20 protein-coding genes and 1 other RNA gene are annotated in these 23,075 nt (G+C 68.1%); 4 read left to right on the plus strand and 17 right to left on the minus strand.

Features of this window, described 5'->3' with window-relative positions:
- Positions 1 to 3: 3 nt before the first annotated feature.
- From AC3WQZ_RS11325 to surE, 5 genes are read right to left on the minus strand one after another with little or no spacing between them, the layout of a single operon-like run.
- A complete protein-coding gene (locus AC3WQZ_RS11325) occupies positions 4 to 840 on the minus strand; it encodes a 3'-5' exonuclease (RefSeq protein WP_058697188.1) in 837 nt (278 codons plus the stop codon).
- Positions 837 to 2,015, minus strand: a complete 1,179-nt coding sequence (gene rpoS, locus AC3WQZ_RS11330) for an RNA polymerase sigma factor RpoS (RefSeq protein WP_011615628.1) — start codon at positions 2,013 to 2,015, stop codon at positions 837 to 839. Before rpoS ends, AC3WQZ_RS11325 begins: the two co-directional genes overlap by 4 nt.
- 6 nt (positions 2,016 to 2,021) lie before the next feature.
- Complete coding sequence (locus tag AC3WQZ_RS11335; protein ID WP_058697189.1) at positions 2,022 to 2,882, minus strand: peptidoglycan DD-metalloendopeptidase family protein; 861 nt, start codon at positions 2,880 to 2,882, stop codon at positions 2,022 to 2,024.
- A gap of 8 nt (positions 2,883 to 2,890) precedes the next feature.
- Positions 2,891 to 3,811: a protein-L-isoaspartate(D-aspartate) O-methyltransferase gene (locus tag AC3WQZ_RS11340; RefSeq protein WP_011615630.1), complete on the minus strand. Its 921-nt coding sequence runs from the start codon at positions 3,809 to 3,811 to the stop codon at positions 2,891 to 2,893.
- A 28-nt stretch (positions 3,812 to 3,839) separates the two neighbouring features.
- Entirely contained in the window at positions 3,840 to 4,592 is a 753-nt protein-coding gene (surE, locus tag AC3WQZ_RS11345; protein WP_010814245.1) for a 5'/3'-nucleotidase SurE, read from the minus strand.
- 207 nt (positions 4,593 to 4,799) lie between these two features.
- Between surE and AC3WQZ_RS11350 the strand changes: the two genes are divergently transcribed.
- Positions 4,800 to 5,774: an NADPH:quinone oxidoreductase family protein gene (locus tag AC3WQZ_RS11350; RefSeq protein WP_010814246.1), complete on the plus strand. Its 975-nt coding sequence runs from the start codon at positions 4,800 to 4,802 to the stop codon at positions 5,772 to 5,774.
- A 223-nt stretch (positions 5,775 to 5,997) separates the two neighbouring features.
- Here AC3WQZ_RS11350 and AC3WQZ_RS11355 read toward each other — a convergent pair whose 3' ends face one another.
- A complete protein-coding gene (locus AC3WQZ_RS11355) occupies positions 5,998 to 7,056 on the minus strand; it encodes a porin (RefSeq protein WP_037024946.1) in 1,059 nt (352 codons plus the stop codon).
- Between the two features lie 220 nt (positions 7,057 to 7,276).
- Here AC3WQZ_RS11355 and AC3WQZ_RS11360 point away from each other — a divergent pair, with 220 nt between their 5' ends.
- Together AC3WQZ_RS11360 and AC3WQZ_RS11365 are read left to right on the plus strand one after the other, a co-directional pair.
- Positions 7,277 to 7,951 carry a response regulator gene (locus tag AC3WQZ_RS11360; protein ID WP_010814248.1) on the plus strand — a complete coding sequence of 225 codons (675 nt, stop codon included), beginning with the start codon at positions 7,277 to 7,279 and terminating at the stop codon, positions 7,949 to 7,951.
- Positions 7,948 to 9,366, plus strand: coding sequence for a sensor histidine kinase (locus AC3WQZ_RS11365; protein WP_010814249.1), 1,419 nt, complete (start codon positions 7,948 to 7,950; stop codon positions 9,364 to 9,366). The genes AC3WQZ_RS11360 and AC3WQZ_RS11365 overlap by 4 nt, the downstream gene beginning before the upstream one ends.
- A gap of 78 nt (positions 9,367 to 9,444) precedes the next feature.
- Here the strand turns inward: AC3WQZ_RS11365 and AC3WQZ_RS11370 are convergent, their stop codons facing one another.
- The 11 genes from AC3WQZ_RS11370 to AC3WQZ_RS11420 all read right to left on the minus strand — a co-directional run bounded on the left by AC3WQZ_RS11370 (position 9,445) and on the right by AC3WQZ_RS11420 (position 22,736).
- Entirely contained in the window at positions 9,445 to 10,236 is a 792-nt protein-coding gene (locus AC3WQZ_RS11370; RefSeq protein WP_010814250.1) for an ABC transporter permease, read from the minus strand.
- Between the two features lie 30 nt (positions 10,237 to 10,266).
- Positions 10,267 to 11,079, minus strand: a complete 813-nt coding sequence (locus AC3WQZ_RS11375) for an ABC transporter ATP-binding protein (protein ID WP_439668041.1) — start codon at positions 11,077 to 11,079, stop codon at positions 10,267 to 10,269.
- A gap of 133 nt (positions 11,080 to 11,212) precedes the next feature.
- Positions 11,213 to 12,256, minus strand: a complete 1,044-nt coding sequence (locus AC3WQZ_RS11380; protein ID WP_010814252.1) for an ABC transporter substrate-binding protein — start codon at positions 12,254 to 12,256, stop codon at positions 11,213 to 11,215.
- A 180-nt stretch (positions 12,257 to 12,436) separates the two neighbouring features.
- Positions 12,437 to 13,453, minus strand: a complete 1,017-nt coding sequence (locus AC3WQZ_RS11385) for a Bug family tripartite tricarboxylate transporter substrate binding protein (protein WP_011615631.1) — start codon at positions 13,451 to 13,453, stop codon at positions 12,437 to 12,439.
- Between the two features lie 48 nt (positions 13,454 to 13,501).
- Entirely contained in the window at positions 13,502 to 14,470 is a 969-nt protein-coding gene (locus tag AC3WQZ_RS11390) for a hydroxymethylglutaryl-CoA lyase (protein ID WP_058697192.1), read from the minus strand.
- Positions 14,467 to 15,663 (minus strand): CaiB/BaiF CoA transferase family protein, encoded by a 1,197-nt coding sequence (locus AC3WQZ_RS11395; RefSeq protein ID WP_010814255.1) that lies wholly within the window; start codon positions 15,661 to 15,663, stop codon positions 14,467 to 14,469. The genes AC3WQZ_RS11390 and AC3WQZ_RS11395 overlap by 4 nt, the downstream gene beginning before the upstream one ends.
- A gap of 178 nt (positions 15,664 to 15,841) precedes the next feature.
- Positions 15,842 to 16,747 carry a LysR family transcriptional regulator gene (locus AC3WQZ_RS11400; protein WP_010814256.1) on the minus strand — a complete coding sequence of 302 codons (906 nt, stop codon included), beginning with the start codon at positions 16,745 to 16,747 and terminating at the stop codon, positions 15,842 to 15,844.
- Positions 16,748 to 16,823: 76 nt separating this feature from the next.
- Complete coding sequence (gene recR, locus AC3WQZ_RS11405; RefSeq protein WP_010814257.1) at positions 16,824 to 17,438, minus strand: recombination mediator RecR; 615 nt, start codon at positions 17,436 to 17,438, stop codon at positions 16,824 to 16,826.
- A gap of 8 nt (positions 17,439 to 17,446) precedes the next feature.
- Positions 17,447 to 17,779 (minus strand): YbaB/EbfC family nucleoid-associated protein, encoded by a 333-nt coding sequence (locus AC3WQZ_RS11410; protein ID WP_010814258.1) that lies wholly within the window; start codon positions 17,777 to 17,779, stop codon positions 17,447 to 17,449.
- A 70-nt stretch (positions 17,780 to 17,849) separates the two neighbouring features.
- On the minus strand, positions 17,850 to 20,132 hold the full coding sequence (locus AC3WQZ_RS11415; RefSeq protein WP_492300562.1) for a DNA polymerase III subunit gamma/tau: 2,283 nt from the start codon (positions 20,130 to 20,132) through the stop codon (positions 17,850 to 17,852).
- Between the two features lie 120 nt (positions 20,133 to 20,252).
- The gene (locus AC3WQZ_RS11420; RefSeq protein WP_010814261.1) at positions 20,253 to 22,736 is read right to left on the minus strand and encodes an adenosylcobalamin-dependent ribonucleoside-diphosphate reductase; all 2,484 of its coding nucleotides are present in this window, start codon (positions 22,734 to 22,736) and stop codon (positions 20,253 to 20,255) included.
- A gap of 167 nt (positions 22,737 to 22,903) precedes the next feature.
- Between AC3WQZ_RS11420 and ffs the strand changes: the two genes are divergently transcribed.
- An RNA gene (ffs, locus tag AC3WQZ_RS11425) (signal recognition particle sRNA small type) lies at positions 22,904 to 23,002 on the plus strand.
- Positions 23,003 to 23,075: the final 73 nt, after the last annotated feature.

Consider the following 23,075-nt stretch of genomic DNA (forward strand, 5'->3'; position numbering starts at 1 on the left):
TGCTCAGTCGAGGTCTTCGGCTTCGGGCGTGAGACGCTGCAGCCGGAATGCCTGCAGGTATTCCATCCACTGCTCGCCGGGCAGCTCGGCCAATGACTCCTGGACGAACTCCATCTCGATGTCGAACTCGCGCGGCGACATGCCGCCGCGCATCAGCTGGAAGCGGCAGTACATCAGGTAGGTGTTGACGACGTCGGTCTCGCAATAGGCGCGGATCTCGTCGAGCTGGCCGGCCTGGAACGCCTGCCAGACCTTGCTGCCGTCCATCCCCATCTTGCCCGGAAAGCCGCACAGCTTGGCCAGGTCATCCAGCGGCGCGCTGGCGCGGGGCTGGTACATGGCCAGCAGGTCCATCAGGTCCAGGTGCCGCATGTGGTAGCGGCTGATGTAGTTGTTCCACTTGAAGTCGCGGCTGTCGTCGTCGCGGCCCTCGCCCATCTCCCAGTAGCGCGGCGCGGTGACGCCGTTGACCAGGCCGCGATAATGCAGCACCGGCAGGTCAAAGCCGCCGCCGTTCCATGAAACCAGTTGCGGGCTGTAGCGCGCGATCAGTTCATAGAACTTCTGGATCAGCGTGGCCTCGCCGTCTTCCGGCGTGCCGAGCGAGCCGACGTGGAACACCGCCGAGCCGTCGCGGTGCGTGCGGCGCAGCACGCAGGAAATCGCCGCGATGCGCTGCAGGTAGTGCGGGAGAAAATCGCTGCCGGTCTTTTCGCGGCGGGCGGCAAACGCATGCTCGGCGACTTCGGCGTCGCTCATCGCATCGGGATGGTCATGCAAACGGCGCAGGCCGGCAACATCGGGAATGGTCTCGATGTCGAATACCAGCACAGGGGTCATAGAACAGCGTCCTTCCTGACACCTTGCGAAGCGAAATGCCGCTTGAGCTTGACCAGCGCCTCCTGCTGGATCTGGCGCACGCGCTCGCGCGTGAGGCCCATTTCCTCGGCCAGCTCTTCCAGCGTGGCGGGCTCGATATGGTTGAGGCCGAAGCGGCGCTCCACCACATAGCGATGCTTTTCCGACAGGCGCGCCAGCCAGAGCTTCATCAGCCCTTCCAGCTCGCGGTGCGCCACCTCCTGGTCGGGGGCGGCGTTGTGCTCGTCGGAGAGGAAATCCAGGAGGCTCGAGCCAGGATCGAGATCGAACGGCGTATCGAGCGAGGTGGTATGTTCGTTGAGTGCCAGGACGTCCTGCACTTCGTCCGGCGTCTTGCCCAGCAGGTGGGCGATGTCTTCAAGGCTGGCGTCGCGCCCGTCGGTGCCGCCCTTCTCCAGATGGCGCTTGGCGCGCAGCACCTGGTTGAGTTCGCGGATCACGTGGACCGGCAGGCGGACCGTGCGCGCCTGGTTCATGATGGCGCGCTCGATGCTCTGGCGGATCCACCAGGTCGCGTACGTCGAGAAGCGGAAACCGCGCGACGGATCGAATTTTTCAATCGCGTGCATCAGGCCCAGGTTGCCTTCCTCGATCAGGTCGAGCAGCGGCACGCCGCGATTGAGGTAGCCCTTGGCGATACTGACCACCAGCCGCAGGTTGCGCTCGATCATGACCTGGCGCGCGGCAAAGTCGCCGTCCTTGGCCAGCGTGGAGAAATGCAGCTCTTCCGGGGCCGACAGCAGCGGCTTGATGCTGATGCGGTTCAGGTAGTGCTGGACGGTGTCCGCAGCCAGCTCGGTATGCAGCACGGTGCGGAAATCATCATGCTCGGGGGCGGCACTGTCGGTGCCATTTTCCGCGCTCTCTTCTTCCTCGTCTTCCGACTCGTCCTCGTCGTCGTCGCGCACGATGCGCTCACTGTCGTCGGCAAGCAGGTCGGCCTCGCGCAGGCCCACCGAAGTGGACGTGGCGATGGGCTCGTCGGTCACGGGAATCAGTTCGGCGGCGAGATCAGGCTCGAAGCCTTCAGCATCGGCGCGCGCGTCGGGATGTGCCACACCAGCCTTCACTTCCGGCTGCTTGGGACGGCGAGCCCTGCTTACGGTTCCGGAGGAGACAGTTTTCTGGCGTGGCATGAACCCTCACTGTGGCGGCAGGTACCGCATCGGATCAACCGGTTTTCCGTTCTTGCGGACTTCGAAGTGAAGCTTTACCCGGTCGGTATCGCTGTTGCCCATCTCCGCAATCTTCTGGCCTTTTCGGACCGCGGATTGCTCAGCCACGAGCACCTTGTCGTTGTGCCCGTAAGCAGTAAGAAATGTCTCGTTGTGTTTGATGATGACAAGATTCCCGTAGCCGCGCAAGGGGCCAACGTGAATCACCCGACCATCGTCCGCGGCCAGCACCGCATCGCCCTTCTTACCCGCAATATCGATGCCTTTATTACCCTTGTCGTCGAATTTCCCGACCGTCTGGCCGGTTGCCGGCCAGGCCAGCTTCATCGAGCCATCGGTGACCGGCGCGGCGGCCGCGGCGGGCGCGGCGGGCGTTGCCGCAGGCGCCGAAGCGGCCGCGGCCGGAGGCACCGGCGTGGCGGCCGGGCGGGCCTGGTCGATCGGCTGCGCCTGCACCGTGCCCGGCGCCACCGGCATGGTGGCCACGCCGGGCGCAGTGTTGACGTCGGCACCCGGCGGCACGATGCGCAGCAGCTGGCCGACCTCGATCTGGTTCACATTGGTCAGGTTGTTCCACGTTGCCACATCGCGATACGACTGGCCGTTCTCCAGCGCGATACGGTAAAGGGTATCGCCTCGCTTGACCCGATAGTATCCGGGGGGCGCCGGTTCCAGCGTCGCGGCCGTGGTACCGGAAGTGGAGGTACGATCAACCACGGGTGCCGGCATCGGCGAATTGGCGCAGGCGGCCAGCAGGGCCGTCAGCGCCGAGGCCGCAAAAAGTTGTCCGGCGCGTGCGAAATATTGCGATTTCACGATGTTGTGCATAGTTCGACTCAGATGGTGCCCGATTTTAAGGGCACAAAGAAAACGGCTTCAAGCGCGGTTCTGTGAAATCGATGGCGGTTGCGCCGCTCGATCAGCAACAGCTGCTGCGTGACGGTCTGGCCTGGCACGCCCGCCGGCGGCATCACCGCCACCGGGGCGATCAGGCGCCCACCGATGGCCAGCTGCTCCAGCAGCGCCTCGGGCACCTCCATGCCGGCCGCGGCCAGGATGATGGCCGAAAACGGCGCCGCCTGGGGCAGCCCCAGCATGCCGTCGCCGTAGTGCAGGCGCAGGTTGGGCACGCGCAGCGGCCGCAGGTTGGCCTTGGCCTGCTCGTGCAGCGGGCGGATGCGCTCGATCGAGAAGACCTCGCGCGCGACCTGGCTCAGCACCGCGGCCTGGTAGCCGCAGCCGGTGCCGATCTCGAGCACGCGCTCCAGCGGCGCGTCGGCGGCCAGGCCCTCGCGCAGCAGCTCGATCATGCGCGCCACCACCGACGGCTTGGAAATGGTCTGCTGGTGGCCGATCGGCAGCGCGGCGTCCTCATACGCCTGCGATGCCAGTCCCGGCTCGACGAACAAGTGGCGCGGCACGGTGGCAATGGCCGACAGCACGCGCTCGTCGCGGATGCCCGCGGCACGCAGCCGCGCCGCCAGCGCCGCGCGCGCGCGCGCCGAGGCCATGCCGCCGCCGCCCGCGGTGGCCGCCGAGGCGCGTTGCTCGACCGCGCTTGCAGGCACCGGCGCGGGCGCCGGTGCGGCGGTGCGCGGCAGGCGCGGCTTGGCCGGCTTGGCTGGCGCCGGTGTGGGCGCGGCCGGCCGCGGCGTGCCCACGGCAGGCAAGCCGGCGGTGCGGGCCGGTGCGGGCTTGCGCTCGACTACCGCATCGAGCGGCAGCGGAAACTTGTTGCGAGGGGGCGTGGTGCTCATCGGGGGCGCGACACTGCGGATCGGTGGCCTACTTCAACCACTGGTCGAGCGCGTCGAGCTGCCCGCGGTGCGTCAGGTCGAGCTGCAACGGCGTGAGCGAAACATAGCCCGCCGCAGCTGCATGGAAATCGGTACCCTCGCTGGCATCGCGCGCATCGCCCGCCGGACCGATCCAGTAGTTGGTGTCGCCGCGCGGATTGACCTGCGTGATCACCGGCTGCGACGGATGGCGCTTGCCCAGGCGCGTGGCACGGTAGCCCTTGATATGTTCGAACGGCAGGTTCGGGATATTGACGTTGAGCAGGAACGGCTCGGCCGGCGGCGTGCCGATGATGCGCTCCACCACGGTGCGCGCCACGCGTGCCGCGGCGTCCAGGTGCTCCCAGCCCTTGTCCACCTGCGAGAAGGCGACCGACGGAATGCCCAGCAGGTAGCCCTCGATGGCGGCGGCGACGGTGCCGGAGTACAGCACGTCTTCGCCCATGTTCTGTCCCTGGTTGATGCCGGACACCACCAGGTCGGGTTTCTCTTCCAGCAGGCCCGTCAGTGCGATATGCACGCAGTCGGTCGGTGTTCCGTTGACGAAGCGAAAACCTTTTTGCACGCCTTCGCGCGCTTCGTAGATCGACAGCGGCCGCTGCAGGGTCAGGGAGTTGGAGGCACCGCTATGGTTCTGCTCCGGCGCGATGACCGTGATCCGGCCCAGCGGCGCGAGCGCGGCATGCAAAACGGCCAGTCCCGGCGCGAGATAACCGTCGTCGTTGGCGAGAAGGATATGCATGGCGCGATTGTACCTGAGCGCGCGCGCGCAAGCGGCCCGTGCGCCGCCCTGAAAGCACGTTTCTGGCGCTGTATGCAGCCCGCAAATAACCACCTCCATAGCTTGGACATGGAACAGAACGACCGTGCTATTTCTACGCTACACTTGCCCTGCCCGCCCGCATAAGCTTGACTGGCGTGAAATGCCACCAACATCACCGGAGACAAGATGAAAGCCGTACTGTGCAAAGCCTGGGGCCCGCCCGATTCGCTGACCATCGAAACCCTGCCTGACCTGGTGCCGGCCAAGGGCGAAGTGGTCATCGACGTCAAGGCGGCCGCCGTCAACTTCCCGGATGTGCTCATCATCCAGAACAAATACCAGGCCAAGCCTGCCCTGCCGTTCAGCCCGGGCTCGGAGCTGGCCGGCGTGGTCAATGCGGTCGGCGAAGGCGTCACCCACGTCAAGCCCGGCGACAAGGTGATCGCCTACCTGGGCAACGGCGCGTTCGCCAGCCAGGCCAAGGCGCCTGCGGCGTCGGTGGTGCCGATGCCGCCCGGCATCGACTTCGAGACCGCGGCGGCGTTCACGCTGACCTACGGCACCTCACACCACGCGGTCATCGACCGGGGCGAGCTGAAGGCCGGCCAGACCATGCTGGTGCTGGGCGCGGCCGGCGGCGTGGGCCTGGCGGCGATCGAGATCGGCAAGGCCATCGGCGCGCGCGTGATCGCCGCCGCCTCGACCGACGAGAAGCTGGCGGTGTGCAAGGAGCACGGCGCCGACGCGCTGATCAACTACAGCACCGAGGACCTGCGCGAACGCATCAAGGCGCTGACCGATGGCAAGGGTCCGGACGTGATCTATGACCCGGTGGGCGGCATCTATGCCGAACCGGCCTTCCGTTCGATCGGCTGGCGCGGCCGCTACCTGGTAGTGGGTTTTGCCAACGGCGAGATCCCCAAGCTGCCGCTGAACCTGGCGCTGCTCAAGGGCGCCTCGCTGGTGGGCGTGTTCTGGGGCGACTTCGTGCGGCGCGAGCCCAAGGCCAACCAGGCCAATATGGCGCAGATGCTGGGCTGGATGAAGGAAGGCAAGATCCGCCCGCATATCTCGGCGCGCTATCCGCTGGAGCAGGCTCCGCAGGCGCTCAAGGACATGGAAGCGCGCAAGGTCACCGGCAAGATCGTGATCGTGCCCTGAGCGGCACGCACGCCGGCGGCGCGCCCTGCCCGCCGGTAAAAGAAGGGCGCAAGGCGTGCGGCTACGCCCTGCGCCCGGCTGAGGCAACGCACCTCAAGCTGCCAGCCGCCCTCGATGGCGCACACCCATGCGCCAGGCGGCCGGCAGTTCCCAACAGGCCGATGAGGCCATTCCGGCCATTCCGGCCATTCAGGCCATTCAGGCCATTCAGGCCGCCCCTTCCTCAGAAGCGGTGCTGCAGGCCGGCCATGACGCCGGTCTGGTTATTGGCGAAGCCGACCAGGTCGCGCGAGACGCTGACGTTCTGCCCGTTGCGCGCATCAGCATAGCCCACCGACAGGTAGGCCAGCGTGCGCTTGGACAGCGCGTACTGGCCGCGCAGCGAGAACAGGATCGGGTCGGCGTTGTTGCCGCCCTTGATGTTCTGCTTGTAGACCGCGCCGTACAGCGTGAAGGCCGGCGTGAAGTCATAGCTGGCGCCGCCCCAGTACATGTCGCTGCGGTCCGTCGCCGCGCCGGTGGTGAAGGTGCGCTTGTAGTTGCGGTAGCCGGCAAACAGCTTCAGGTCGCCGAAGTCATAGCTGGCGCCGGCATGGATGCCCTGGATGTAGTCGGTGCTGTCGGCCGGCGTGGTGCTGCTGCCGGCGCCGTTCTGGCGGTCCCAGGTGGCGGCCGCGGCAAACTTGCCGGCGCTGTAGCCCACCCCCAGCGCGTACTTGGACGAGCTCTTGAAGTCCCCCGCCACCTCGCCCATGGCCACGGTGGCGCCCAGCTTCAGGCCGCCGAAGCTGCCGTCATAGCGGACCGCGTTCGAGGCGCGCGAGAACAGGCCGTCCTTGCGGCCGCCGGTGGCGGTCGACGAAGTAGCCCACGAATAGGCCGGCGCGTAGCCCATCGGGTCGAACGGCAGCATGAAGTCGTAGGTCGTGGTAAAGGTGCGGCCCAGCACCACCTGGCCGTAGCGGCTTGCCAGGCCCACCGTGGCACGGCGATCGAACAGCGTGTTGTCGGTGTCCAGCCTGCCGGTGTCGATGGCGATGCCGCTTTCCAGGGCGAAGATCGCCTTCAGGCCGCCGCCCAGGTCTTCGCTGCCGCGGATGCCCCAGCGCGAGGTGTTCTTGCCGCCCGAGGTCAGCTTGACCGCCGAGCCGTCCGGACCCGCGTGGCTGACATATTCGATGCCGGCGTCCACCAGGCCATACATGGTCACGCTCGATTGGGCGGATGCCGATCCGGCCGCAGCCAGACCCATCGCTGCGAATGCCATTGCCCTACGCTTCATGCTATCTCCTTGCTTGTGCTTGTTGTGTGAATCATTAGCCGGCCGGATGGTAGGGGACGCGCACTTTCAGTTCGCTTTCGGAATGCAGGCTTTTCGCGGGCACGGCGCCGCTGCGGGATTGGGGGTTTCCCTAGCTTCTAAGCCGGCGCACTTCCCTGTATCTGTCTGGCCTCGGCCGTTCCGGCCGGATTTCCGTATTGCCGCCTGACTGCCCTGCCCCATGCGTATCCTGCTTGCCGAAGACAACGTGATGCTGGCCAATTCCCTGAGCCAGGCCCTGGGCCAGGCCGGCTTCACGGTCGACTGCATGCACGACGGCCGCAGCGCCGACAACCTGCTCAGCACGCAGGACTACGCGCTGCTGATCCTGGACCTGGGCCTGCCCGGACTGGACGGCCTGGAAGTGCTGCGCCGCCTGCGCCAGCGCCGCAACCCGCTGCCGGTGCTGATCCTGACCGCGCACGGCTCGGTCGAAGACCGCGTGCGCGGCCTGGACCTGGGCGCCGACGACTACCTGGCCAAGCCCTTCGACCTGTCCGAACTGGAAGCGCGCGCCCGCGCGCTGATCCGCCGTGCCCACGGGCATGAGAGCACGCAGATCGCCTGCGGCCCGCTGCACTACGACAGCGTCAGCCGTGCCGTCCTGCTGCACGGCGAGCTGCTGCCGCTGACCGGGCGCGAACGCGCCGTGCTCGAGGTGCTGCTGCTGCGCGATGGGCGCGCGGTGAACAAGGCGGCGCTGTCGGAGAAGATCTTCGGCATCGACGAATCGGTCAACCCGGATGCGATCGAGATCTACGTGCACCGGCTGCGCAAGAAGCTCGACGGCAGCGGCGTGGCCATCGTCACGCTGCGCGGGCTGGGCTATCTGCTCGAAGCGCGGCCGGCGGCATGAGGCTTCCACGACAGGCGCCCAGCCTGCGCCTGCAGCTGTCGCTATGGCTGCTGCTGCCGCTGATGGCCCTGCTCGCCTTCGATGCGTGGCTGACCTATGAGCGCGCCATGTCTGCCGCGCATATCGCCTTCGACCGCACGCTGGAGGCGTCGCTGCGCGCAATGCGCGAAGGCATCCGCCTGCGCGAGGGGCGGCTCCAGGTCGACGTGCCAAACCTCGCGCTGGAACTCTTCGACGACCAGGCCGGCCCGCGCATCTTCTACCGCATCCGCGACGAGGACGGCGCAACCGTGACCGGCTACGACGACCTGCCGATGCCGGCCGAGGCGCCGCTGCGGCTGTACCGCACCGAGTTCTACGACACTGTCTTCCGCGAGCACCCGCTGCGCATGGCGGCCCAGGCGCTGCCGGTGCACGACGTGGGCTCGGCGCGCACGCGCCTGGTGTGGGTGCTGGTGGGCGAAACCATCGAGCCGCGCCAGCTGCTGGCGCGCGACATCCTGATCGGCTCGCTGCTGCAGGAGCTGATGCTGGTGACGCTGGCGCTGGGCATCGTCTGGCTCGGCGTGCGGCGCGGGCTGCGGCCGCTGAACCGGCTCTCCGACACGGTGGCGCGACGCGGCACGCAGCTCGACCCGATCGAGCAGAAGGACCTGCCCGCCGAGATGAAGCCGCTGGTGCAGGCGCTGAACCAGTACATGGACCGGCTCCACGGCATGGTGCAGGCGCGCAAGCGCTTCTTTGCCGATGCTGCGCACCAGCTCAAGACGCCGCTGGCGATCATCCAGGCGCAGTCCGAGCTGGCGCTGCGCGAGCGCGACGCTGAACGCGTGCGCGAGCATATGCGGCTGCTGCACGGCACCGTGCGCCATGCCTCCAAGGGCGTACAGCAGCTGCTGTCGCTGTCGCGGCTGGAGCCTGATGCGGGCTATATGCCCACGCTCGGGCCGCTGCGGCTCGATGCGCTGGCGCAAGGCGTGGCACTGGACTGGGCGCCGGTGGCGCGTGGCAGCGAGGTCGACCTGGGCTTCGAGCAGGAAGGGTCGGTGGAGGTCGCCGGGCAGGCGGAGCTGCTGCAGGAGCTGACGGGCAATCTGATCGACAACGCGATCCGCTATGCGGGGCGCGGTGCGGTGGTCACGGTGCGCGTGGCGCTGCACGGCGGCGTGCCGCGGCTGCAGGTGATCGACAACGGCCCCGGCATTGCTCCGGCAGAGCGCGATGCGGTGTTCCGGCGCTTCTATCGCGGCGAGAGCGGACAGTCCGTGGAAGGGACCGGGCTGGGGCTGTCGATCGTGCGCGAGATCGCGCGGCTGCATGGTGCAGCGGTGGAGCTTGCGGATACGCCCGGAGGCGGGCTGACGGTGTCTGTAAACTTCAGCGCTGCCGGCCACAAGCCCGAGACTTGCTCTTGACCGCTTGGGCGCTCCCTCTCCCGTAAGCGGGAGAGGGAGCAAACCGCCGGCCAGCAACGCTTACCGGCAAGTCCTGCATCAAAGCTTCTCCGTCTCCCCGCTCTTCGGCTGCCACTTCATCAGCCGCTTCTCACCCATGCCGACCATCCAGTCCAGCACCAGCGCAAACGCCGTCAGCACCACGATGCCGGCAAACACGGTATTGATGTCGAAGGTGCCTTCGGCCTGCAGGATCAGGTAGCCCACGCCGCGCGCCGAGCCCAGGTATTCGCCCACCACCGCGCCCACGAAGGCCAGGCCCACCGAGGTATGCAGCGACGAGAACACCCAGCTGGTGGCGCTGGGCAGGTAGACATGGCGCAGCAGCTGCTTCTGGTTGGCGCCCAGCATGCGCGCGTTGGCCAGCACCACCGGGCTCACTTCCTTGACGCCCTGGTAGACGTTGAAGAAGACGATGAAAAACACCAGCGTCACCGCCAGCGCCACCTTCGACCAGATGCCCAGGCCGAACCAGACCGCGAAGATCGGTGCCAGGATCACGCGCGGCATCGAGTTCATGGCCTTGACGTAGGGGTCGAGGATGGCCGAGGTCATCGGGCTCAGCGCCAGCCACAGGCCCACGCCCAGCCCCGCCACCGTGCCGATGCCGAAGGCCAGCACGGTTTCGATCAGCGTCACGCCCAGGTGCAGGTAGATATCGCGCTCGACGATAAACCAGCTCCAGATGCGCTGCGCCACCATCAGCGGTTCGCCGAAGAAAAAGGCAACCTGCTGCGAGCGCGTGGCCATATGCCACACGCCGAGGATCACCACCAGGACGAGCAGCTGCCAGACGCGCAACATGCCCTTGGAATCAGTACGGAATGCCATCGGGATTCAGGTCTTGTTAGGTTGGAGGGCTCACGCCACCTTGCGCTGCTGGGCGTAGCCCTTGAGCACTTCCTCGCGCAGCACGTCCCAGATCGCGGCGTGCAGCTCGACAAAACGCGGATGGTTGCGGATCTCGGCCACGTCGCGCGGGCGCGGCAGGTCGATCTCGAACTCGCCGATCGGGTGTGTGCCGGGGCCGGCCGACAGCACCACCACACGGTCGCTCATGGCAATGGCCTCGTCCAGGTCGTGGGTGATGAAGAGCACGGCCTTGCGCTTGGCGGCCCACAGCTCCAGCACCTCGTTCTCCATCAGCTGGCGGGTCTGGATATCCAGCGCCGAGAACGGCTCGTCCATCAGGATGATGTCCGGGTCCAGCACCAGCGTCTGCGCCAGCGCGACACGCTTGCGCATGCCGCCCGAAAGCTGGTGCGGATAGCGGTCGCCAAAGCCGCCCAGGCCCACGCGGCGCAGCCATTCCTCGCCCTGCTGCACGGCCTCGGCGCGCGCCACGCCGCGGAACTCCAGGCCGGCGACGACGTTGTCCAGCGCGCTGCGCCAGGGCATCAGCGCCTCGGTCTGGAACATATAGCCGGCGCGGCGGTTGATGCCGCGCAGGGGATCGCCGAACACGCGAATCTCGCCGCTGGAGGGTTCCAGCAGGCCGGCGCCGACGTTGAGCAGCGTGGATTTGCCGCAGCCGGTGGGGCCGACCACGGAGACGAATTCGCCGGGCTGGATCGACAGCGTGACGTCCTGGACCGCGGTATAGCGCTGGCTGCGGTCATCGCGCGAGACAAAAGTGCAGGTGACCTTGTCGAGGGAAAGTGCGGGAGTGCTCATGGTGAACCGTCTCGGTCCCGCCGTGGCGGCGCCGGGGGGCGCGGCGCGGGCGGGTGATGATGGATTGGCCGTCAAGGATTCAAAGCAAAGGCCCGCTGCGGACAGCGGGCCGATGGCATCGACGGCGAGGGTCTTACTTGTACTTGGCGTTGGCCTTCTGCACGAAGGCGTTGGTGTAGGTCTCTTCCAGCTTGACCGGCTTGCCCTTGAGCTCGGCGTCGAACTGGCTCAGCGCGTTGAACGCGGTGCGCGGGCCGTCGGCCGGCATGGTGCCGTCCGGCGAGATCGCTTCCTTGACCTTTTCCCACGCGGCCAGGTACAGCGCGCGGTCACCCAGCAGGTAGCTTTCCGGCACAGTCTTGACGATGTCCGACGGGCCCGCCTTCTGCAGCCACTTGAGCGCGCGCACCATGGCATTGGTCAGCGCCTGCGTGGTGTTGGGGTTCTGCTGGATAAACGCCTGCGACGCATACAGGCAGCCCGACGGCATGTTGCCGCCGAACACGGCCTGGGTGTCCTTGAGCGTGCGGGTGTCCGAGGCGATGCGCACTTCGTTCTTCTGCGTCAGCATCGAGATCACCGGGTCCAGGTTGGCCATCGCATCGATCTGGCCCGAGCGCATCGCTGCCACCGCACCGGCGCTGGCGCCCACGCCGATGAACGACACGTCCGAAGGCTTCAGCCCGGACTTGGCCAGCACGAAGTTGGCCATCATGTTGGTCGACGAACCCGGCGCGGTCACGCCGATCTTCTTGCCCTTCAGGTCGGCGATCGACTTGAAGTTGGGCATGGTCTTGTTCGACACCACCAGCACGATCTGCGGGGCGCGGCCCTGCAGCACGAATTCCTGGTAGCGCTGGCCCTTGGCCTGCAGGTTGATGGTGTGCTCGTAGGCGCCCGAGACCACGTCGGCGCTGCCGCCCACCACGGCCTGCAGGGCCTTGGCACCGCCGGCGAAGTCGACGATCTCGACGTCCAGCCCTTCTTCCTTGAAGTAGCCGAGGCGCTCGGCAATGGTCAGCGGCAGGTAATAGAACAGGTTCTTGCCGCCCACCGCGATGGTGACCTTGGTCTTCTCGGGCTTGCCCTGTGCCTGCGCCTGGCCGAAGGTGAACCAGCCGGCCAGGAACAGCGCCAGCGCGATCAGGAATTGCTTCCAGAATTTCTTGTTATACATGCGAGATCTCCTACCCGTGTGGACTGGCGCTGCGGCGACATGCGCTCGAAGGGGGCGCGCCGCGGTGCGGCAAATTGCGATGCTACCGGACGGTGCGATGCACCGCATCGGTATCAACACCTAGCAAACCCGCCAGCATAACGCCCTTACCTTTCGATCACCTTGCCGCAGCCCGCGCCATCATTCCGCGTGGATGTCGGCGGACTTGATCACCTTGCCCCAGCGCGCGAGTTCCGCCTTCTGGTACTGACCCAGCTGCTGCGGGTTCATGTACTTGGCCTCGGCGCCCAGGTCCTCGGCCTTCTTGCGGAAGGCTTCGGTGCGCATGATCTTGTCGATTTCGCCAGTCAGCTTGTCGATCACCGGCTTGGGCGTGCCTGCCGGTGCGTACATCGCGAACCACGACGACACGTCCAGGTCGGGGTAGCCGGCCTCGGGCGCCGACGGCACGTCCTTCAGGCTGGGCAGGCGGGTCTTGCTGGTCACCACCAGCGGACGCAGCTTGCCGGCGGCGATATGGGCCATCAGCGGCGGCGGCGTGGTGATGGTCAGGTCCACCGAGCCGCCCAGCAGGTCGGTCATGGCCGGACCGGTACCCTTGTAGGGCACGTGCGTGATTTTCGTGCCGGCCATCTGGTTCAGCAGCTCGGTCGAGACGTGCTGCAGCGAGCCGTTGCCCGACGAGGCGTAGTTGAGCTTGTCCGGATTGGCCTTGGCGTAGGCCACCAGTTCCTTCAGCGACTTGACCGGCAGGCTCGGGCGCACCACCAGCACCTGCGGCGCCGACAGGATGTTGGCCACCGGCGCAAAGTCCTTGACCGGGTCCCACGACAGGTTCTTGACCAGCAGCGGCGTGATCACGTGGAAGCCCGAGTACTGCAGCATCAGCGTGTAGCCGTCCGGCTTGGCCCGCGCCACCAGTTGCGCGGCGATGCTGCCGTTGCCGCCGGGACGGTTGTCCACCACCACCGGCTGGCCGAGCGCCTTGGACAGCGGTTCCGCAATCATGCGCGCCGCGATGTCGGTGGTGCCACCGGCCGCGGCCGATACCACCAGCGTCACCGGACGGGCGGGATAGGTACCGTCCTGCGCCAGGGCGACGGGCGCGAACCATGCCGCACCGAGTGCCGCCAGCGTGGCGGCTACGGCCTTGCGCCGTGCGGGCATGGCGGACTTGCGTTGAAGGGCTTGCTTCATGAGGGTCTCCGTTATCTGTTGGATGTGTTGTTCTTGTCTGGGTGCCGGCTATGCCTGCCCGGCGAAATGCTCCGCCATCCAGGCCGGCGGCTGGTGCGTGCGCAGGCGCGGGCCGGCGCTCAGCAGCTGGCTGTGGAGGTCGCGCCCGACCAGCGCCGGCATGCCGGCCACCACCTCGAGCAGCGCGCCCAGGTCGACGCCGGTCTCCACGCCCATGCAGTCGAACATGTGGACCAGGTCTTCGGTGCTGACGTTGCCGCTGGCACCCGGCGCGTACGGACAGCCGCCGAGGCCGCCGGCGGCCGCGTCGAAGCGCGTCACGCCGGTCTGCCAGGCAGCCAGGGCATTGGCCAGGCCCATGCCGCGGGTGTTGTGCAGGTGGATGGTCAGGCCGGTATCGGGCAGCGCGGCCTGGAAGGCCTCGCACAGCGCCGCGACCTGGTTCGGGTAGGCCATGCCGGTGGTGTCGCACAGCGTGATGCCGTCCGCGCCGGCCTCGGCGAAGCGGGTGGCCAGTGCCATCACCGCGGCGCTGTCGACCTCGCCCTCGAAGGGACAGCCGAACACGGTCGACAGCGAAATATTGACCGGCACTCCGGCGCCGCGCGCCGCCTCGATCATCGCCAGCAATTGCGCTTGCGACTGCTCGCGCGTCATGCGCAGGTTGGCGCGGTTGTGGGTCTCGCTGGCCGACATCACCAGGTTGACCTCGTCCGGCCGGCACGACAGCGCACGCTCCAGCCCGCGCAGGTTGGGCACCAGCGCGGTGTAGCGAACGCCCGGGTGGCGCCGCATGCGGTGCATCAGTGCCTCGGCGTCGGCCAGCGCCGGGATGGCGCGGGCCGAGGTGAACGAGGTGGCTTCGATGCGGGCAAAGCCGCAGGCCGACAGCGCGTCGAGAAAGGCGACCTTGGCATCGGTCGGCACCACCACCGGCTCGATCTGCAGGCCGTCGCGCGGCGCGACTTCGTTGATCTCGACGCGGGCGGGACCGCTCAGTTTGGTGGCGGCGCTCATGCGATCACCTTGCGCGCACGCAGGTCGGCGATGGCGGCGTCGTCGAAGCCTGCCTGCTTCAGCACCGTATCGGTATGCTCGCCGAGCGTCGGCGCGCGGTCATGGATCTCGCCGGGGCTGGCCGACAGCTTGGGCACCACGCCCGGCACTTCCACCGTGAGCCCGCCGGCCGAGGTCACCGACTCGATCACGCCGCGGGCGCGGTAGTGCGGGTCTTCGGCAATGTCCTTGACGGTATAGATGCGGCCCGACGGCACCTGCGCGTCGCGCAGCAGGGCCAGCGCCGAGTCCACCGTCTGCGTGCGGGTCCAGTCGGCGATGGCGGCATCGATCTCGTCGACGCGCTTCACGCGGCCATCGTTCTGCGCCAGCGACGGATCGTCGGCCAGGTCGGGCCGGCCGATGGCCAGCATCATGCGCTTGAAGATGGCGTCGCCATTGGCCGCCACCAGCACGTATTCGCCGCTGGCACAGGGGTACGCGTTGGACGGCGCGATCCCCGGCAGCGCGCCGCCGGCGGGCTGGCGCACCGCGCCAAAGGCCGAGTATTCCGGCAGCAGACTTTCGCTCAGGTTGAACAGCGACTCGTACAGCGCCACGTCGATGACCTGGCCTTCGCCGCCGCGCGCGTCGCGCTGGTACAGCGCCAGCAGCACGCCCATGGCGCCGTGCAGGCCGGCGATGGTGTCGCCCAGCGACAGGCCGGCGCGCACCGGCGCGCGGCCGGGCTCGCCGGTCAGGTGGCGCAGGCCGGCCATGGCTTCGGCCACCGCGGCAAAGCCGGGCTCATCCTTCTTCGGCCCGGTCTGGCCATAGCCCGACACGCGCAGCATGATCAGGCGCGGGTTGTCGGCATGCAGCACGTCCCAGCCCAGGCCCCACTTCTCCATGGTGCCGGGGCGGAAGTTCTCGATCAGCACGTCGGCCTCGGCGGCCAGCTTGCGCACCAGTGCCTGGCCTTCCGGCTGGCGCAGGTCGATGCAGATCGACTCCTTGTTGCGCGACTGCGCCTCCCACCAGACCGAGGTGCCTTCATGCAGCATGCGCCATTTGCGCAGCGGGTCGCCCTGCCCCGGCGGCTCCACCTTGATGATGTGGGCGCCAAAGTCGGCCAGGGTCTTGGCGGCAAAGGGGCCGGCGATGAGTTGTCCGAGTTCGAGGACGCGAATGCCCTCGAGGATCTGTTGCGCCATGGGGTGTCTCCGTGCGATGCGGTGTCTTGTTGCAGTGCGGCAAGCCCAATGACTGGCTTGTCATACATTGCGTTCGAACGGAGTGTGCCCCAGCAGGGGGCCTGCCAGGAATCGGCAATCGGAGAAGCGGGCTTTCTCGGAACGCGAAAGGCTGCGGAGCCGCTTCAGCGCGGGCGCGTCAGAACGGCGCCCGGTCCCCGCACAGGTGGGTGATCAGCAGACGGGCCGAGACTGTCAGCCCGGCCGGGTCGCGCAGCCCGATCAGCAGCGAGCGGCGCGCCCAGGCGTCTTGCAGCGACACCAGCGACAGCCCCATCGACTTGACGTGCGGCTCGGCAGCGATGCGCGGCAGCACGCCCACGCCCAGGCCGGCCATCACCATGCGGCACATGGCATCGAAGCTGCGCACCTGGATGCGCAGCCGGAACGGCCGGTCGAGCCGGCTGCTCTCCTCGAGCAGGCGTGCGGCCAGCGAGGTTTCCTGCGGCAGGCTGACGAAGTCGAATTCCAGCGTATCGGCATAGTGCACCGGGCCGCGCGCGGCCAGCGGATGGTTGGGCGGCGTGATGATGACCAGCTCGTCCTGCCGGTACTCGATCGTCATCAGCCCGGCCGCGGGGGTGCGGTCGGCAAAGATGCCCACGTCGGCGCGGTTCTCGACCAGCGCGGCGACGATATCGCGGCTGTTCTGCTCTTCCAGCTCGATGCGGATGGTGGGATGACGCTGCATGAACGACGCCAGGTCGTCGGGCAGGAACTGCGTGATCGCCGAGGTGTTGGCGCACACCCGCACCTGCCCGCGCACGCCCGAGGCGTAGTCCGACATCACGCCGGCCATGCGTTCGACGTCCTGCAGGATGGTCAGCGCATGGTGGAAGCAGGCCTGGCCGGCCTCGGTCAGCTGCACGCCGGCGGCATGGCGGAAGAACAGCGGCGCGCCGACCGCGGTTTCCAGGTCGGAGATGCGCTTGCTGGCGGCGGCCACGGCCAGGTGCGACTGGCGCGCGCCGGCCGAGATGCTGCCCTGCCGGGCCACGGCGACGAACAAGCCAAGCGTGACGAGATCGAAGCGGGCCAGGTTCATGGGAGAGGCAGGCGGCTGAAGAAGGCGGAAGAACGCGGTGACCGGCGCGCGGGCAATCGGCCCCGCGCGATCGTGCTCAGAGGTTGCGGCGGTCCATCACCGCACGCGCGATGGTGCCGGCATCGACGTACTCCAGCTCGCCGCCCACCGGCACGCCGCGCGCCAGGCGCGACACCTTGAGGCCGCGCGCCTTGAGCATTTCGCCGATGTAGTGCGCGGTGGCCTCGCCTTCGCTGGTGAAGTTGGTGGCGACGATGACTTCGCCGACCGGGCCGCCCAGCTCGGGCTCGGTGGCGCGCGCGAGCAGCCGGTCAAGATGGATCTCGCGCGGGCCGATGCCGTCCAGCGGCGAGAGCCGGCCCATCAGCACGAAGTACTTGCCGCGGTAGGTCAGGGTCTGCTCGATCATGACCTGGTCGGCCGGGGTTTCCACCACGCACAGCACCGAGGCGTCGCGGCGGTCGTCCAGGCAGGTCTCGCAGATCTCCTGCTCGGTGAAGGTATTGCAGCGCTGGCAATGGCGGATATGGTCCGCCGCGCCGCGCAGCGCATCGCCCAGCTTGCGCGCGCCCTCGCGGTCGTGCTGCAGCAGGTGGTAGGCCATGCGCTGGGCGGACTTGGGCCCGACGCCGGGCAGCACCCGCAGCGCTTCGACCAGTGCCTGCAGCGAGGTCGGGGACGATGCCTTCACAGTGGCGTTCAGAACGGCAGCTTGAAGCCCGGGGGCAGCGGCAGGCCCGAGGTCATCGAGCCCATCTTTTCCTGCGAGGTGGCTTCGGCCTTGCGCACGGCGTCATTGAAGGCGGCGGCGACCAGGTCTTCCAGCAGGTCCTTGTCTTCGCCCTCGGCCAGCAGGCTGGGGTCGATGGTGACGCGCTTGACGTCGTTCTTGCAGGTCATGACCACCTTGACGAGACCGGCGCCGGACTGGCCCTCGACCTCGATCTGGGCCAGCTGCTCCTGCATCTTCTTCATGTTTTCCTGCATCTGCTGGGCTTGCTTCATCAGCCCGGCGAGTTGACCTTTCATCATGATGGAATGCTCCTGGATTCGGTAAGAAATTCGGTGAAGTAAGTTCGGTAAAGCAAACGCAGGCCGCGGATCAGGCGGCGCGCGGCTGGATCGAGCCCGGCACGATCTGGCCGCCAAAATCGCGCAGCAGGCCCTGGACAAAGGGATCGGCCTCGATCACGGCCTCGGCTTGGCGCTGGCGCTCGGCGCGCGCCTCGGCATCGGCGGCCGCGGCCGTGATGGAAACCCCGCCGACTTCGCAGACCACGCGCACCGGCTCGCCGAAGTGGTCGCACAGCGCCTGCTGCAGCCGCTCGGACACGCCGTTCTCGCCCAGGGCCGCGACCGGGATGCGCAGGTGGAAGGTACGTCCGACCACCTGGGTCAGTTCGCTCTGGTAGGCCAGCTGCTGCGCCAGGCCCTTCAAGGGCAGGCCGGCGGCCAGCACCGGCCATTCGCCGGTGAAGGCCGGCGGGGTGCCATCCTCGCCCGCTGCTGGCGGGCGCGGGGCGACGAACTTGGCGGACTCTGCCGGCGCCGCGGCTGGCTGCACCGGAGCGGTCTCGCGCGCCGGCTCGGCCTCGCGCGCGGGCGCCCGGCGCGGCCCGGCGGCACGCGCTGCCGGTTCGTTGAAACCGTTGTCGCGGTAGCCAGGATCGCTGTCATAGGGGCCGATGACCGGCAGGTCAGGCGGCAGCTCTTCCCACGGCGGCACGTCGCTGCCACCCGCCAGCTCCCAGGGCGGCACGGATTCCGGCTCCGCCTGGCGCGCGGCGGGCCGTGCCGGCGCTGCCGGCGACTGCATGGGCGCCTTCGCAACCGGTGCCGGCGGCCGGCTCACGGCTGCCGCGCCGGGCGCGCGCAAGGGTTGGGCCGGCGGGCGCGGCGCGGCAGCCGGCGCTGGCGCCATGGCCGGCGGCGGCGCCTTGCGGCCGCCCCCACGGGCAGCGGAAGCCTGGCGGGCGGCCGCCAGCGCGGCGGCGGCGGGCGACATTGCCCCGTTGCCGGCGCCAGCGGCCGGCCGTGCCGGCGCAGCTTCAGGGGATGCAGGGACAGCGGCAGGTGCGGCAGCGGGTTCAGCCACTGCCACGGGCTGGACCGCCCGTGCGGGCATAGGGGCAGGGACCGGGGCCGCCGCAGCACCGGCCTTGGCCTGTTCGGCGGCATTGGCCACAGCCGTCGCATGGCGGGTATCAACGGTTTGCGCGGCTTCGGCACCACGCTGGCGCGCAGGCGCGGCACCACCGCCCTGCCCTTGCGCCGTAGTGGGTTCAGACGACGGCCGGAACGCCAGCATGCGCAGCAGTGTCATGGTGAAGCCGGCGTACTCGTCCGGCGCGAGCGCCAGCTCGCTGCGGCCGAGGTTGGCGATCTGGTAGAACAGCTGCACTTCCTGCGCGTCGAACACCCCGGCCAGGCGCCGCACCTCATCGGCTTCGGGCCATTCGTCCTGCACCGAGGCCGGCACGGCCTGCGCCAGCGCCACCTTGTGCAGCAGCGAGCCCAGGTCCTGCAGCGCGCCGGCAAACGACAGGCTGCGGTCGGCCATGGCATCGGCAATCGCCAGCATGGCGGCGCCGTCCTCGGCGGCCAGCGCATCGAGCAACTGCACCAGGTAGCCCTGGTCGATCGCGCCCAGCATGCCGCGCACCGCGTCTTCCGAGACCTGGCCCGCGCTGTAGGCGATGGCCTGGTCGGTCAGCGACAGCGCATCGCGCATCGAGCCGTGCGCGGCCTGGGCCAGCAGGCGCAGCGCATTGCCGTCGTGGCCGATGCCTTCCTGCGCCAGAATATGGTCCAGGTGCGAGACGATATGCCCCGGCGGCATCTGCTTGAGGTTGAACTGCAGGCAGCGCGACAGCACCGTGACCGGAATCTTCTGCGGATCGGTGGTGGCGAGAATGAACTTGACGTGCCCGGGCGGCTCTTCCAGCGTCTTCAGCATGGCGTTGAAGGCGTGGTTGGTGAGCATATGCACTTCGTCGATCATGTAGACCTTGAAGCGCCCGGAGGTCGGGGCGTAGACCGCCTTGTCCAGCAGCTGCGCCATCTCGTCGACGCCGCGGTTGGAGGCGGCGTCCATCTCGATGTAGTCGACGAAGCGGCCGCTGTCGATCTCCTGGCAGGCCTTGCACTGCCCGCACGGCTGGGCGGTGATGCCGCCGTTGCCGTCAGGGCCGGTGCAGTTCAGGGCCTTGGCCAGGATCCGCGACAGCGTGGTCTTGCCGACCCCGCGCGTGCCGGTGAACAGGTAGGCATGGTGCAGCCGCTGCTGTTCCAGCGCGTGCGTGAGCGCGCGGACCACGTGCTCCTGGCCGACCAGCGTGGTGAAATCCCTGGGGCGCCATTTGCGCGCTAGAACTTGATAACTCATGGCGGCGATTGTAGCAAAATGCAGCCCCCCTCCGGCCGCCGCCGCCCCTACCTCGCGGTCTTTATTCGCCACGCGCCGCGCGGGCTGGCTCCGGTGGCCGCAACCAGCCCGCGGCGTGGCTCAGCCGCACTCGCCCACGTAGCCGCAATTAGCGCATTTGGCGCATCCGTCGACCTTGTGCAGGGCGTGCGCGCCACACTCCGGACACGGCTTGCCGGTGCCGACACCGGGGGTGCCGGGGGCTCGGACCGGGCTGGCGAGATCCGCCCCGGCATCCGGCGCCTGCCCCCCGCCTTCGCGCTGGGCCAGCCTGGCCGCCAGCGCGGCTACCGGCACCTGGCCGCCCTCGGCATCCAGGAAGCCGCGCTTGATCAGGATGCGCTGCAGCGCGTAGCTGAGCGCGGCCACTTCGGAGTCATGGAAGCGCGGCACCTCGGTACCGTCCTGGCGCAGCAGCGTACCGTAGCGCACCGTGCCCTTGTCCCACACCACGTTGCGCATATCCGCCAATGCCTTGGCCACCGAGCCGCCAGAGCGCGCCACCATCGACAACAGCCGCATGGTCGAGGTGATCCACTGCTGGCCCTCGCTGCGCTGCCCCGCCGGCATGAAGAACTCCACCGGGCGCTCGATCTCCACCGGCTTGCCGTCGGCAACGCCGGCGACGCGCATGAAGTTGACGGTCAGGTAGACGGTCTTGTGGCCTTCGTAGGTCAGGTATTCGACCTTGGACGTCACCCCCTCCAGGTCGCCCACCGGCCGGCTGCCGAAGGGGCGAACCAACGGATTATCGTCGGCCACGGCAGCGGGCGCCACCGCCGGCGCCTCTACTGACAGCACGGCCCCCAGCACCGAATTGGGGCGATAGGTCGCCAGCCCCTTCAGGCCGGCCTTCCACGCCTCCAGGTACAGGTTGCGGAAGGCTTCGTACGGATAATCCTCCGGCACGTTGACGGTCTTGCTGATGCTGGTGTCGATATACGGCTGCACCGCTTCCAGCATCCGCATATGGTCCAGCGCCGACATCTGCAGCGCGGTGACGAAGGCATCCGGCAACTGTGCCATGTCGGCCCCCATGTGACGGTAAAGCCGCCAGGCATGATCCGCCACCTCGAAGCTGCGGTAGCTGTTGTCCGGCATCCGCTTCTTGCGGTTATAGGTCCACGAGAAGGCGGGCTCGATGCCATTGGACGCATTGTCGGCAAAGGCCAGCGTGATGGTGCCGGTGGGTGCGATCGACAGCAGGTGCGAATTGCGCAGCCCGTTGCGCGCAATGGCATCGCGCAAGCGTTCGGGCAGCCGGCCGGCAAACCCGCTCTGCAGGTAGGCGTTGGCATCGAACAGGGGGAAGGCGCCCTTCTCCACCGCCAGTTCGGTCGACGCCAGGTAGGCATCGTCGCGCATGCGTTCCGAGATCCGCGCCGCCAGCTGCCGCGCCGGCTCGGTGTCATAGCGCAGGCCCAGCATCACCAGCGCGCTGCCCAGCCCCAGGAAGCCCAGCCCGACGCGGCGCTTGGCGTGGGCCTCGGCCTGTTGTTCGGGCAACGGCCAGAAGGTCACGTCGAGCACGTTGTCGAGCATGCGCGTGGCCACGCGCACCACTTCGGCAAAGGCATCGAAATCGAATTCGGCCTGCGGCGAGAACGGCTGGCGCACGAAGCGCGTCAGGTTGATCGAGCCCAGGCAGCAGCAGCCATAGGACGGCAGCGGCTGCTCGGCGCACGGGTTGGTGGCCTCGATGCGCTCGCAGTAATAAAGGTTGTTGTCGGCGTTGATCTGCGACAGGAACAGGATGCCCGGCTCGGCATGGTCGTAGGTGGCCTGCATGACCTGGTCCCACAGGTTGCGGGCCGGCACGCGCCGGTACACCCACTGGCCGTCGTCGCGGCGATAGGCGCCCGCGGCGATCATGTCGGCACCCGGCTCGGCCTCATGCACCAGTTCGACCTCGCCGTCGGCCTGCACGGCCTGCATGAAGGCGTCAGTGACGCCGATGGAGATATTGAAGTTGCTGAGGTCGCCCTTGTCCTTGGCGTGGATAAAGCTCTCGATATCCGGATGGTCGCAGCGCAGCACGCCCATCTGCGCGCCGCGGCGCGCGCCGGCGGATTCCACGGTGGCGCACGATGCGTCGAACACCTTCATGAACGACACCGGCCCCGAGGCGCGCGAATGCGTGGCCCGCACCAGCGCGCCGGCCGGTCGGATCGCCGAGAAGTCATAGCCCACGCCGCCGCCGCGGCGCATGGTTTCGGCGGCCTGCGCCACCGCCGTGTAGATGCTGGGGCGGCCTTCGCGCGGCTCCGACACCGAATCGCCCACCGGCTGCACGAAACAGTTGATCAGCGTGGCCTGGATGCCGGTGCCCGCCGCCGAGTTGATGCGTCCGGCCGGCACGAAGCCGTTTTCCTGCGCCCACAGGAAGCGCGCGCTCCAGGCCTCGCGCTGGTCCTCGGGTTCGGCCTGGGCCAGCGCGCGCGCCACGCGTTGCCTGACATCGGCAATGCTGCGCTCTTCGCCCTTGGCGTATTTCTCGATCAGGACTTCGGTGGAGATTTCCTGCGGCGCCAGGGCGCCGCGAATGATCTGGTCGTTTGCGTTCATGTATTGGCTCACCACGGTCTGGGTCGGTGAATGGTCGGGCCGCCGCGGCCCGCGTTACCTGCGCCAGATCAAGCCGACGCATTTGCCGCGGGCAATGACCCACCACTGCAAAGGGCATTCAACGCAATTTCTCCGCGGTATCGCGGTCTGGGGTACAATGCCGCTCGGACGGGCCTCCTCGCATGGTGGCGCGGTCAACCTGGTCAGGTCGGGAACGAAGCAGCCACAGCCGTTTTCCGCCAGTGCCGAGGGCCAGGCTCGTCCACCTCACACCCCTCCTGCCGTACCCCTCCCGCTATCTCCGCACGCACGAGTCGTTTGCAGCGCAGTCCCTGTCAC

The sequence above is a fragment of the Cupriavidus sp. FW305-26 genome, from assembly GCF_058787975.1.